General features: G+C 69.6%; 12 protein-coding genes and 1 pseudogene. 5 read left to right on the top strand and 8 right to left on the bottom strand.

Annotated elements, in window-relative coordinates; genetic code table 11:
- Positions 1-273 precede the first annotated feature (273 nt).
- Together OG472_RS01375 and OG472_RS01370 are read right to left on the bottom strand one after the other, a co-directional pair.
- On the bottom strand, positions 274-843 hold the full coding sequence (locus OG472_RS01375; protein ID WP_405940681.1) for an endonuclease/exonuclease/phosphatase family protein: 570 nt from the start codon (positions 841-843) through the stop codon (positions 274-276).
- 510 nt (positions 844-1,353) lie between these two features.
- The gene (locus OG472_RS01370; RefSeq protein WP_405940680.1) at positions 1,354-1,950 is read right to left on the bottom strand and encodes a TetR/AcrR family transcriptional regulator; all 597 of its coding nucleotides are present in this window, start codon (positions 1,948-1,950) and stop codon (positions 1,354-1,356) included.
- A 128-nt stretch (positions 1,951-2,078) separates the two neighbouring features.
- Between OG472_RS01370 and OG472_RS01365 the strand changes: the two genes are divergently transcribed.
- Together OG472_RS01365 and OG472_RS01360 are read left to right on the top strand one after the other, a co-directional pair.
- Complete coding sequence (locus OG472_RS01365) at positions 2,079-2,867, top strand: SDR family NAD(P)-dependent oxidoreductase (RefSeq protein ID WP_405827102.1); 789 nt, start codon at positions 2,079-2,081, stop codon at positions 2,865-2,867.
- Positions 2,864-3,205 carry a transposase gene (locus OG472_RS01360; protein WP_405834728.1) on the top strand — a complete coding sequence of 114 codons (342 nt, stop codon included), beginning with the start codon at positions 2,864-2,866 and terminating at the stop codon, positions 3,203-3,205. Before OG472_RS01365 ends, OG472_RS01360 begins: the two co-directional genes overlap by 4 nt.
- Here the strand turns inward: OG472_RS01360 and OG472_RS01355 are convergent.
- From OG472_RS01355 to OG472_RS01345, 3 genes are all read right to left on the bottom strand, one after another.
- Positions 3,189-4,901: a glycerol-3-phosphate dehydrogenase/oxidase gene (locus OG472_RS01355; RefSeq protein ID WP_405940679.1), complete on the bottom strand. Its 1,713-nt coding sequence runs from the start codon at positions 4,899-4,901 to the stop codon at positions 3,189-3,191. The genes OG472_RS01360 and OG472_RS01355 overlap by 17 nt on opposite strands.
- 36 nt (positions 4,902-4,937) lie before the next feature.
- Entirely contained in the window at positions 4,938-6,455 is a 1,518-nt protein-coding gene (gene glpK / locus OG472_RS01350) for a glycerol kinase GlpK (RefSeq protein WP_405827099.1), read from the bottom strand.
- A 105-nt stretch (positions 6,456-6,560) separates the two neighbouring features.
- Positions 6,561-7,409, bottom strand: a complete 849-nt coding sequence (locus OG472_RS01345) for an MIP/aquaporin family protein (protein WP_405827098.1) — start codon at positions 7,407-7,409, stop codon at positions 6,561-6,563.
- 299 nt (positions 7,410-7,708) lie between these two features.
- On the opposite strand from OG472_RS01345, the gene dhaK reads away from it, so the two are divergent.
- Complete coding sequence (gene dhaK, locus OG472_RS01340; protein ID WP_405827097.1) at positions 7,709-8,716, top strand: dihydroxyacetone kinase subunit DhaK; 1,008 nt, start codon at positions 7,709-7,711, stop codon at positions 8,714-8,716.
- 55 nt (positions 8,717-8,771) lie between these two features.
- Here dhaK and OG472_RS01335 read toward each other — a convergent pair.
- Both OG472_RS01335 and OG472_RS01330 read right to left on the bottom strand, forming a co-directional pair.
- Positions 8,772-8,876: pseudogene (locus tag OG472_RS01335) on the bottom strand (DUF1622 domain-containing protein); the annotation flags it as partial.
- 54 nt (positions 8,877-8,930) lie between these two features.
- A complete protein-coding gene (locus OG472_RS01330; protein ID WP_405827096.1) occupies positions 8,931-9,338 on the bottom strand; it encodes a DUF3662 domain-containing protein in 408 nt (135 codons plus the stop codon).
- Between the two features lie 984 nt (positions 9,339-10,322).
- Here OG472_RS01330 and OG472_RS01325 point away from each other — a divergent pair.
- Entirely contained in the window at positions 10,323-10,715 is a 393-nt protein-coding gene (locus OG472_RS01325) for a hypothetical protein (protein WP_405940678.1), read from the top strand.
- A gap of 25 nt (positions 10,716-10,740) precedes the next feature.
- Here the strand turns inward: OG472_RS01325 and OG472_RS01320 are convergent, their stop codons facing one another.
- Positions 10,741-11,094, bottom strand: coding sequence for an STAS domain-containing protein (locus tag OG472_RS01320; protein WP_405827094.1), 354 nt, complete (start codon positions 11,092-11,094; stop codon positions 10,741-10,743).
- 307 nt (positions 11,095-11,401) lie between these two features.
- On the opposite strand from OG472_RS01320, the gene OG472_RS01315 reads away from it, so the two are divergent.
- Positions 11,402-11,605 carry a hypothetical protein gene (locus OG472_RS01315; protein ID WP_405827093.1) on the top strand — a complete coding sequence of 68 codons (204 nt, stop codon included), beginning with the start codon at positions 11,402-11,404 and terminating at the stop codon, positions 11,603-11,605.
- The last annotated feature ends 705 nt before the right edge of the window (positions 11,606-12,310 follow it).

The following is a 12,310-nucleotide window of genomic DNA, read 5'->3' as shown; positions in this document are numbered from 1 at the left end:
AGCAAGCCTGGACTGCACAGGCTGAGCTTGGTGGTTGAGACCTATCAGGACGCGTCCGGAGACGTACTTGCACGCACATCGCCGCCGATTACCGTCGAGCTGACTGCGTAAAGTACCCGGGCCGACCAGCTCCGGGTCGAGTTCACCGACATCGACTACTTCGACGTCTCCTTCTGAACCCCACCGCCGGGGCACGCCCCGGCAGCGCCACCCGGAGGCGAGCACTCTGTCCGGGTGCGGCTTACATCCGTATCAGTGCGTCAACGGTGGGCCTCACCCGGAAGAGGGGTGCAATGGCCACTGCGGGGAGAGGTTGCCCTTGACCGCGATGAGCACGCCGACGTTGCCGCCGAGGAATGTGCCGCGGCACTCGCTGGGAAGGACGCCCGACGTGCCCCTCGCTCCGCGGTCGCCGACCGCATGCACGACCTTCCAGCCTGGGAGTTCGCCCTCCAGTAGCCTCTGGTGGCTCCGGGCCTTCGTCTCCTCCGACATCTGTTCCGTGTAGCCGCACGCCTCCTGCAACATCACCACGTCGGCGTGGTGCTTCTTGGCGAGGTCGGCGACCGCCTTCATCTTCTGCGCCGGCTCGTTGCGGTGCAGGCAGTAACCCGGATCCGTGCCGCCGCGGCTCCCGCCAGCCTCACCGCAGACGTTCCACGTGATCACCCGCAACTCACCCGCCCCTGGCGGCGGCACGGCCTCCGCGGCCAGTACCGGTCCCGCCGTCAGCAGCGACGCGGCGACGGCCACGACAGCTACAAGCCCGTTGGCTCCACGCCGCTTTCCAAGCATGGCGAAACTTCTCAAAACCCCTCCCCAGATGGTTCCGAGCCGCCCCATGAGCCTGCCGGTATGACAGGAGGCCCAAGGCGGCCCCCCGGGTGACCGATCGTGCGGCACTACCCCGGATCCTGGTCAGGATACGGGCGGCCATCAGGGGGATCGTCGTTGGTCTCCGGGCACTGCGACTGTGACAGCTCGTGGATGAGGAGGTGGCCCAGGCGGCGGCTCCGTGAGACCTGTCCCCGGGAGCGCCATCGCCACGCGCAGCACAGGCCATCCAGCTGACCGCGATGCCCAGCAGCTGCGGCAGTCAGACCACAGCGCGAGCGGCCGGGACGACCCAGAGCGCCGACCATCTACTGAAGGATGGGGTCGGTTGGTCGTAGCGGCTGGTCAACCCGTCGGCCTGCTCGGCGAACGTCACCAGCGGGCGCCGGATGTCCGGATGCCCGCTGACGGTCGCCGACGGCGCGCCGCTGATGATCCTGATGCGTCAGACGGTCGCTTGCGCAGCCTGCGCAGGCCGAACCTCGCCCGGCTATCGGGTTGCGACGTGCAGAGAGTTCGTCAAGGGCTGAGGAAGCTGCTCTGCCGACCCATTCCACGCAACAACGTGTCGACCACGAGGGTTGCGAGCTCGTCCACATCGTCGGCTTCGTCCGAGCGGTTCTGGGCAGCCTCGTGGATGAGGGCGTAGTACACGCGGCGGGCCCATGCCAGGTCAGTGTCGGGCCGTAGTACGCCGGCCTCTCTTGCCCGTTGGAACAGGCGGTCGCACTGATCGAGCACATCGGCATGTGCTCGTGCCACGTCGGGGTCCTGGGGTGTGGTCATGCTCATTGCGAACCCCCACCCGCTCTTGACTCGGAGGACGTTGGCGGTCGCTTGATAGAGGGCGACTAGTGGTGGAGCGCTGTCTGGATGGGCGCTCGTCACTGCTTCATGGAACTGTTTTGTGGCCCAAGCCGTCAGTGCGGCCACCAAGGCCTCGCGGCTGGTGAAGCGGCGGTGCACGGTCGTCCGAGCTACGCCTGCCGCCTCCGCGATCTGCTCCATTGTGGCTGCCGGATTGGAGCTGAGGACACGCTCGGCGGCTTGCAGGATTGCCCTCACTGTCCGCTCCGCGTCCGCGCGCAGTGGCCGCTGCTGACTCTTCTGTTCCACGAGGCTCCTCTTCCCGTCTCCCTGAGAAGGGTACGGGATAGTTGCCATTCCCAAATTACGTGCGACATTGATGTTGCATGTTCTAGGTTTACGGCATCGAGGAAGGCTCAGTTAGAGGTAGGGGTTCCATGGATCTGCAACTGACCAACAAGGCCGCTGTCGTGACCGGCGCGAGCCGGGGGATCGGTCTGGCCATCGTCTCCGCACTGGTGGGTGAGGGCATGCGGGTGGTGGCCGCGGCACGGACGATCACGCCGGAGCTCAAGGCCACCGGCGCGATTGGCCTATCCGTGGACCTTTCCACAGCCGACGGCCCTGCCCGCCTCGTCGCCAAGGCCGAAGCCGAGCTCGGCAGGCTGGATCTCCTCGTCAACAATGTAGGCGGCGGCGACTCCGGGGCAGGTCAGACGGGTGGCTTCCTCACCTTCACCGACCAGCAGTGGTATCACACGTTCGACCTGAATTTCCTCGCTTCGGTCCGCACCACCCGGGCCGCGCTGCCTCACCTCACCGACAGCCGGGGAGCCATTGTCAACATCTCCTCCAACGGAGCCAGGACCCCGCATGCAGGCCCTATCACCTACACCACGGCCAAGGCTGCACTGACCGCATTCGGCAAGGCGCTGGCCGAGGAGTTCGGTCCCCAGGGCGTGCGCGTCAACACCGTCTCTCCTGGTCCCGTCCGAACGGATATGTGGGACAGCCCCCACGGTTACGGAGCCGAGCTGGCCAAGTCGATGGGCCTGGAACAGGAACGGCTCCTGGCCCAGCTCCCAACTGCCATGGGCATGGTCACCGGCAGGCTCGTCAGCCCCGACGAGGTCGCCGCCCTCGTCGCCTACCTCGCCTCGCCCCTTGCCGCCAGCACCACCGGGGCGGACCACATCATCGACGGAGGCGCGATAAAGACCGCCTGACCACGGGCGCGGCAGTGTCTCAGAGCCCTGGCACGCCGTGGATGGACCTGCCCGAACACTTCGGGTCGTGGACGGGCGTCCACAACCGCCTGCGAGTCTGGGCAGCCGACGGCACCTGGGCGGAGGTCTTCACCGCTCTGGTGGCCCAGGCTGACGCCGAAGGTGACCTGGCCTGGGTCGTTTCGGTCGATTCCACGATCGTGCGAGCACGTCAGCACACAGCCGGGCCCGTCAAGAGGGGCCCCGGCCGGCGAGCCTGCCGATCATGCGGATCGCTTTACGCCAGCCGGGGACGTGGCGGAGCCCCCCACGTGCGGCCGTTCAGTTCACCGGGATGATGTCGGGGGCACCGAGCCGCACCGCGTCGGCGGTCAGGTCGTCCGGCTGCTGCTGGGCCTCGCGCTCGGCGGCCACGCGCTTGAGGTAGTGGTCGACCTCCCGGTCCTGGTGCGCCCGGTCCCATCCCAGGTGGGGCGCCATCAGATGGGCCACGGTCGGTGCCGCGTCCACCCCCCGGTCCCAGGACTCGATGGAGATCCGGGTGCGCCGGGCGAGGACGTCCTCCAGGTGGCGGGCCCCCTCGTGGGTCACCGCGTAGACAGCCTCGACCCTCAAGTAGTCGTCGGAGCTCGGCAGTGCCTCGCCGAGCGCGGGGTCGGCAGCCACCAAGGCGAGCAGTTCGGGCGCCAGGGAGCCGTAGCGGTTCAGGAAGTGTTCGATGCGGGCGACATGGAGCCCGGAGCGCTTGGCAAGCCGTTGCCGCGAGTTCCACAGCGCCAAGTAGCCGTCGGCGCCCAGTAGCGGAACGCGGTGTGTGACGCAGTTGGGAACCTTCTCGTCCAGGCCTCGGACGGCCTCGTCGACCGCGTCTTTGGCCATCACCCGGTATGTGGTGTACTTGCCGCCCGCCACCACGACGAGTCCTGGTACAGGATGGGCGACGAGGTGCTCCCGGGACAGCTTGCTGGTCTCCGCCGCCTCGCCGGACAGCAGGGGGCGCAGGCCGGCGTAGACGCCCTCGACGTCTTCGGGGACCAGGGGGGTGGCCAGGACGCTGTTGACGTGTTCCAGCAGGTAGGTGACGTCCTTGGAGCTGAGGGCCGGGTGGGCCTTGTCGAGCGTCCAGTCGGTGTCGGTCGTCCCGATGATCCAGTGCCGGCCCCACGGGATGACGAACAGCACGCTCTTCTCGGTGCGCAGGATCAGACCGGTGCGGGAGTTGATCCGGTCACGGGGGACGAGCAGGTGGACGCCCTTGGAGGCGCGCACGTGGAACTGGCCGCGGGTGCCGGCCATGGCCTGGGTGTCGTCCGTCCACACCCCGGTTGCGTTGATGACCTGCTTGGCCCGCACCTCCGTCTCGTCGCCGCTCTCCAGGTCCGTGACGACGGCGCCGACCACCCGCTCGCCCTGCCGCAGGAACCGGCTGACGCGGGCCCGGTTGGCCGTCAGCGCCCCGTACGAGGCGGCCGTGCGGGCGAGGAACATGGTGTGCCGGGCGTCGTCGACCTGGGCGTCCCAGTACTGGATGGCGCCCACCAGGGCGTCGGAGCGAAGAGCCGGCGCCTCGCGCAGGGCCCGGCTCCTGCTCAGGTGCCGGTGGTGGGGCAGGCCGCCGGAGGTGCCGGAGGCCCGGGCCATCGCGTCGTACAGCAGCACGCCGCTGCCGACGTACGGGCGCTCGGTGATGCGGTGTTGCAGGGGGTAGAGGAACGGCACCGGACGCACCAGGTGGGGGGCGAGGAACCGGAGCAGGAGGCCCCGTTCCTTGAGAGCCTCGGCGACGAGGCGGAAGTCGAGCATCTCCAGGTAGCGCAGGCCGCCGTGGATGAGTTTGCTGGAGCGGCTGGACGTACCCGAGGCCCAGTCGCGGGCTTCGACGAGCCCGACGCTCAGGCCCCGGGTGGCAGCGTCCAGGGCGGCGCCGCCGCCGACGACGCCGCCCCCGATCACGAGCACGTCGAGTTCGCCCTGTCCCATGTCGGCGAGGGCCTGTGTGCGCGCTTGGGGTGAGAGGGCTACCGGATCGACCATGGTCTCCTCCTCAGTGCTGCGGGCGCGGGCCGGAGCCTATTCGACCTTGGCCCAGTCGAGCGTGCGCTCCACCGCCCGCTTCCAGCCCTCGTACCCTTCCGTGCGACGTTCCTCCGACCACTCGGGGTTCCAGCGCTTGGACTCCTGCCAGTGGGTGCGCAGTTCGTCGGTGTCCCGCCAGAAGCCGGTGGCGAGGCCGGCCGCGTAGGCGGCGCCGAGCGCGGTGGTCTCGGCGACGACGGGACGGCTGACCGGTACGCCGAGAATGTCGGACTGCGTCTGCATGCACAGGTCGTTGGCCGTGACTCCGCCGTCGACCTTGAGCACGTCGAGGTGTACGCCCGAATCCTGCTCCATGGCTTCCACGACGTCCCGGCTCTGGTAGCAGATGGCTTCGAGGGTGGCGCGCGCCAGGTGGCCGTTGTCGTGGTAGCGGGCGAGGCCGACGATCGCGCCGCGGGCGTCGGAGCGCCAGTACGGGGCGAACAGGCCGGAGAAGGCGGGGACGAAGTAGATGCCGCCGCTGTCCTCGACGGTGCTGGCCAGGCGCTCGCTCTCGGCGGCGTCGCCGATGATCTTCAGCTGGTCGCGCAGCCATTGCACGGCGGAGCCGGTGACCGCGATGGATCCTTCGAGTGCGTAGATTGCGGGGCTGTCGCCGAACTGGTACGCCACGGTGGTCAGGAGGCCGTGCTGCGAGCGGACGAGTTCCGTCCCGGTGTTGAGGACCAGGAAGTTGCCGGTCCCGTACGTGTTCTTCGCCTCGCCGGGCGCGAAGCAGACCTGGCCCACGGTGGCCGCCTGCTGGTCGCCGAGCACGCCCGTGATGGGAATGGCCTCCCGCAACGGCCGGGAGGTGCGGGTCCGTCCATACGCCTCGGGGTGGGAGGACGGGTTGATCGTGGGCAGCATGGACCGGGGAATGTTGAAGAAGCCAAGCAGTTCGTCGTCCCAGTCGAGGGTCTCCAGGTCCATGAGCATGGTGCGGCTGGCGTTGGTGACGTCGGTGGCGTGGATACCGCCGTCAGGGCCTCCGGTCAGGTTCCACAACACCCAGCAGTCGGTGTTGCCGAAGAGGGCATGACCCTGCTCGGCGGCCTCCCGCACGCCGTCGACGTTCTCCAGGATCCACTGGATCTTGCCGCCAGAGAAGTACGTGGCCGGTGGCAGCCCCGCCTTGCGGCGGATGACGTCGCCCTGGCCGCCACGCTCTAGGGCGGCGGCGATGGAGTCGGTACGGGTGTCCTGCCAGACGATGGCGTTGTAGTACGGGCGGCCCGTGCGGGGGTCCCAGACGACGGTCGTCTCGCGCTGATTGGTGATGCCGACGGCCGCCAGGTCGGAGGCGTCGAGGTTGCCGTGCCGGAGGGCGTTCTGGATGACCGAGTTGGTGCGTTCCCAGATCTCCACCGGGTCGTGTTCGACCCACCCAGAGCGCGGGAGGATCTGGGAGTGCTCCAGCTGGTGCCGCGCCACCTCGTTGCCAGCGTGGTCGAAGATCATGAAACGGGTGCTCGTGGTGCCCTGGTCCACTGCGCCGACGAAGTCAGCCATGGGGTGCCGCCTCCTCTTGGGATGCCGTGTGTGGGGCTGTCATCCGCGACGGGACGGGACGGGAAAGGCATCGTGCCGTGTCCGCCCCGCCCGCCGAGGATGCGATCAGCTCTCCTCCGGTGCCGGTACGCGTCCGGGAGGCTCCGGTTCCGCGGTGGGCAGGAACCGGCCGATGAGGAGCTTGTAGATACCCGCTCCCAGCACCCCGCCGATGAACGGGCCGATGATCGGCACCCAGAAGTAGAGGTTGCCGTACTGATCCCTCCATGCCCCGCCGTACCCGGTGAGGAAGCTGGCCAGCCGGGGGCCGAGGTCACGGGCCGGATTGATCGCGTACCCGGCATTGGTGCCCCAGGCCATTCCGATCGCCACGACGATCAGGCCGACGATGAATGGTGCCAGGTTGGCGCCGGGAGGCGTGCCCAGCAGATCCGTGACCGCGAAGATCAGCATCAGGAGGAGTGCGGTGCCGATGATCTGGTCGCGCAGTGCGCCCCACTCGGTCACCGGCAGGTTCGGGTTTCCGTTGGCTGGCAGCGTGGAGAAGACACCCTGCGTCTTGATGGTGTGGCCGGGGTCAGCCTTCGCCAGCGCCTCCGTGTAGTTCCAGCGGACGATCAGGGCCGCCACGAAGGCTCCGGCCAGCTGAGCCAGCGCGTAGGGGGCCACCCTGCTCCAGGGGAAGCCCTTGAAAGCGGCCAGGGCGACGGTCACTGCGGGATTGAGGTGGGCGCCGCTCAGCCTCGCCGCGGCGTAGACGCCCAGGGTCACACCGAGACCCCAGGCCCACGCGATGCTGTCGTGGTTTCCGAGGCCCCCCGCCGGGTCGGTCAGGGCTCCACCGGCGACCACCTGGGCCACGACACCACAGCCGAAGAGGATGAGGATCATGGTGCCGGCGAATTCGGCCGACAGTTCGCCGACCAGCCCATGTGCTTTGAGGCGCTCCTTCATGGGTGCCCGCTTCCCGCCGGTCCGAAGACCGGCATTCGACTGCCCCGAGCCCCCCGGTTCAGAGTAAGACGGGTCGCCTGTACCGGAAAGGCGAGGGCGGTCCGGATGCGCGCAGGCCAGTGCCGCTTCGGGTTCCTCGATCCTTCTCCGAGGTGGTCGCCCGAGTTCTCGTGTCCGCGGCGTGGCAGCACACTGTTCGTATGGCGTGCCCTCGCGGACGCGTCTGCCCGGCGTGCGGTGATCGGTGCTCCGTGACGGCGCCGGACGCTCACCCGTCGGCTCCGACCGGGAGGCACACGATGAAGATGCTGATCAACAGTCCCCAGACCGTGGTCGCGGACGCCCTGCGGGGGCTGGCCGCAGCCCACCCCGAACTGGACGTGGACGCCGACGCCCGGGTCGTCGTACGGCGGGACGCACGGCAGGGCGGGCGGGTCGGTCTCGTCTCCGGTGGCGGCTCCGGACACGAGCCCTTGCACGCCGGCTTCGTCGGATACGGAATGCTGTCCGCCGCCTGTCCGGGCGAGGTGTTCACTTCCCCCGTGCCAGACCAGATGGTGCGGGCGGCCAAGGCCGTGGACTCCGGTCAGGGGGTGCTGTTCGTCGTCAAGAATTACACCGGGGACGTATTGAACTTCGACATGGCCGCCGAGCTCGCCGAGGAGGACGGTATCCGGGTCGAGCGGGTGCTGGTCAACGACGACGTCGCCGTGACCGACAGCCTCTACACCGCCGGGCGTCGCGGCACCGGGGCCACGCTCTTCGTTGAGAAGATCGCCGGGGCGGCGGCGGAGGAGGGCGCGCCGCTGGAGCAGGTCGCCGCAGTCGCCCGACGGGTCAACGAGGACTCGGGCAGTTTCGGCGTGGCGCTGAGCGCCTGCACCACTCCTGCCAAGGGCAGTCCCACCTTCGACCTGCCGGACGGCGAGCTGGAGCTGGGCATCGGGATCCACGGCGAGCCGGGCCGGGAGCGGCGCTCGATGATGCCGGCGGGGGAGATCGCGGAGGTCGCGGTGGGCTCCGTGCTGGACGACATGGCGAACGCGACCTCGGCCGCCGACGGGCCGGTACTGGCCCTGGTAAACGGGATGGGCGCAACGCCGCTGCTGGAGCTGTACGGCTTCCACGCAGAGGTGGCCCGGGTACTGGCGGCTCGGCGCGTCCCGGTGGCCCGGACCCTCGTGGGAAACTACGTCACCTCGTTGGACATGGCGGGGTGCTCGGTGACGCTGTGTCGGGTCGATGAGGAAATGCTGCGGCTGTGGGACGCGCCGGTGCAGACGGCAGCGCTGCGCTGGGGCCGCTGATCCCCTCATCTGCTATCGGCGTCTGGACGGGTGAGCCGGTTCATGCGACTCCGAGGCTGGGGGCGACGGCGGTGCGCAGCACATCACCCGCGAGCTGGAACTCCAGTCCCAGAACGAGGAAGCGCCCCAGGCTCAACCGGATCTTGTTGAACTCACCGATGAGCGATCGCCTTAGGATGCTGTCTGGAGAGGTTCGCGGTGGGGGGCCGCCGGGTTACGCGTCCGGAGCGCTCAGCGGCGCGGACGTGATGTGTGCCATTGGGGCACAGCGGATCTGGTAGCGGCCGTTGGGCACGTGGTCGGTCGCGGTGAGTCGCACCGTGAGCGGCCCGGCCCATTCGTAGCCCTCGCGCTCGCCGTGGCGCTCCAAACGGTTGGTCAGCTCCTGCCCCACGATGGTGAGATGCGGGCTGATCTCGGCGAACACGGGCGGAGGCAGCTCGACGGCGTACAGGTTCGGCACCACGGTGAGGTGGGAGCTGCACACGACGGCCTGCTCGTCGCACGTTCGGAGCAGCACCTCGACCACCTCCGCCTCCACCGCATCACTCCCGAACAGCTTCTCCGCAAGGGCCTGCTCGGCCTGCTCGATCGCCCGCTCCCAGCCTTTCAGTGTGCCCATGAACCGCACCTGCCCGGGTTCCGTGACGTCACGCGCCCGCGAGGGCGGCGGCACTCCGGCGCCGCACGGGGGTGAACTGCGTGATGCCTGTGCGGTCGGCCCCTGGCGCACGGGCATCCGCTGGGGCGGCGAGCGCCCCAGTTCACCCGGAGGCGCGCCCGGCCCATGACGCCAGCCGCGGGCCGTCTCGCACCGATTCGACGACGAACACGCCGACCACCACGACGGCACCAACAGCCGCATCCACACCTGATCCAGCACACGCCGACCCCGTCCCGCCGCCCGAATGGCCCCCGGCCTGCTGCCCCGAGCGGTCTCATGGTCCATGCGCCCCCTTCGGCGGACGGCCGAGTGCCTTGCCATGCAACGGACTTCCAAGCGCAGCGCTGAAGCCCAGAGTGTGCGATGAGGCTGTCAGCTGCTCTTGGCGCTGGCGAGGGCGTCGGCGAGTTAGTCGTGGCTCATGCCCGATCGGCCGCGGATGCCGGCCTTGGCGGCCTTCTCGTAGAGCTCGGCCTTGGTCAGCGAACGGAGCGACCGGGAACGGGAAGTTCCCGGGGAACTGGTAGTGCGCTTCTTCGCGTCGGCTGGCCCCTTCCCCTCGCTCCTTGCGCGGGCTGTGGAGGTGCTGGCCTTCTCGCCCGGTGCCCTCGGGGCTGCGGGCCCGTTCGACGGAGGCGCGCAGGGCTTCCATGAGGTCGACAGCGCCGGTGGGCGCGGGTTGACCCAGCAGACCGCGCGACCTGCCCCGGCAGGGGTGATCAGGTCCTGTGCAGGGAAGATGCCCACAGCAGGGCGGCACCGCAGGTCAAGGTGGTGCCGGAGATCGGGCCGGGCTGCACCCTGACGCGACGGCGAGGTGGACGGCCCCCGCCGCATTGTGCTGGGCTGGCTGGGTCCGATGGTGGGAGAATGGTGTTACCAGCGGTAGGGCGAGCGTGTCCGAGCGGTCTGTCCTCCGCATACAGGACAGCAGGTCAGAATATGGCGAAGCAGCAGCCGAAGCCGTCCGAGCCCCCGCACGGCGAGGGGTCGAGCCGGCACAAGGGAACCAAGCAGCACGGCTGGTCACCGGACGTGGACGAGACCAAGCAGCAGGACAACCCCAGCGCCCACCGCTCTTTCCACCCGGAGAAGTACGCCCCCTCCAAGGGGCCCGGCAGGACTGTCTCGAAAGAAGAATCGGGCAACCCCCACGGCACCCCCTCCAAGAGCACGGGCAGCCGCGGTGAGGACCAGGGCAAGGGATCCGGCAGCAAGGGGATGCACGACCTCGGCCCCCGGGGCCGCTCCCAGCGTCCCAGCGGCACGAAGGACGCCTCCGCCTCCACCGGCGTCGACCCCCAGGAACCGCCCGGCACCCGCAGCGCCGGATAGACCACCACAACCGCGCCCCCCGGGTTCAGGCTGCGGCGAGCTTGAGTCCGAAGAGCGGGCCAGCTTCGGTCAGGTCGAAGAGCCGGATCACGGTGGGTGCGTCCACGTGGACCAGCGTGAAGGACGCTCCGGCTTGCCGGGCTGCGGCCCGAGCCCGAAGGAGGGCGGTCAGCCCGGCGCAGTCGCAGAAGGTCACGTGGGCGAAGTCGACTTCGAGGTGGTGCGGGCGGTCGGCCATGGCTTCTTCGAGGGCGGCGCGAAGGATCGGGCTGGTCATCAGGTCGATCTCTCCGGTGACCGTGACCACCGCTTCCCCTTGCGTCGCGCACATCTCGGTCCGGAACTCTGAGGCGCGCCTGATCCTCGCGTCATCGCTCATTTCTCCACCATGCCCCCGACCGCTGCCCCCATGTCAAAAGCGTCGACAGGGGCGGCGGCCCGCCGTGCGGCGAGCCGCCTGAATCCGGAATGTGGCCGCTGGCATGGTGGCCGTGTGAGGTCAGCAGCCCGGCGCGGGCCGGCTGAGCGGGGCCCCGGGACCTCCTGCCCGGGGCCACGCCGTACCGGGCTCCGGTTGTGGGGCCCGGTACGGGGTCGGGAGGGCCTGGCCGGGCCAGCGGCGGCGTGACAGAGGCCCTTCCGGGTGACTACAGGCCCGGCCGGGCTCTGCGTGCGTGGGGTACCGCTTGCGCTCAGACGCCCTCGTCGCGCTCGCGCTCGCCCTGGAGCGGGTCTTCCTCGCGGCTCCGTTTGTTCTCGTCGGGGCGCTGGCCGCCGCGGGAGGGGGCGCCGGGCTCGGGGTGGACCGGGTCCTGGCCGGGTCGCTGCGGGGCTGGGGTCGCTGCTGCTTCTCGCGGCCCTTGCCCGGCCTCTGGCGCTTGTCCTGCTGACCGCCCATGACGGCGACTCCTCGATGCGTGGGGATGGAGCGCGCTGAGGCCGACCGTACGACCGCGTAGGAACCAGGTTCCGCGGCTGGCGAGGCCCGCGACCCGTGCTGCTCTGCCTGGTGTCACACAAGTGGGTGGGACACCGGGCAGGGCCCGGTTAGAGTCGCTGCAGCCCGCGCCGATATGGCGTGCGCGGGTCAGGCACGGTGCCCAGCCGCATCCGTCGGGGGTAGTACCGCCGGGCCGACCCAGCCCACGCACGAGCCGTACCTCAAGTTTCTTGCCGCAGTCCTGCGGCCGCGGTATCCAGCTGACCGCCCGCGGCTGCCGAGGTGGCGCTCCGCCAGCCTCATCTGACGCCGCCCCGCCGTACCACAGGCCCTGGCCGAGAACTTGCTGACCATTGACGAGATGATCTTGTTGTGGATGGCGCGCTCGCGGTGGCGGATGGTGCTGGCCCGTGGGCTCCCCGCACGCGCACCGGCCCGGCCCCGAAAGTCCGAGGCCAGGCCAGGCCGGGCCGGTGCGCTGCGACGGGAGGGTGGGTCTCAGCGCAGGGTGAAGGGTGCCACGTGGGGTGGTGGTGTCGGCTCAGCTGATGGAAGCCCGCGGTTCAAACGGCACCGTCTGGGCCTGGGGCCGGTGCGAAGGCCGGGCAGCGGCCGGAGCGGCATACGGCCGGCCCGCTCGCGCTGTACCCGCGGG

The sequence above is a fragment of the Streptomyces sp. NBC_00207 genome (assembly GCF_045160965.1).
Lineage (GTDB): Bacteria > Actinomycetota > Actinomycetes > Streptomycetales > Streptomycetaceae > Streptomyces.
Note: the sequence above shows the minus strand (reverse complement) of the source record. Positions and strands in the feature narration are given on the sequence as shown.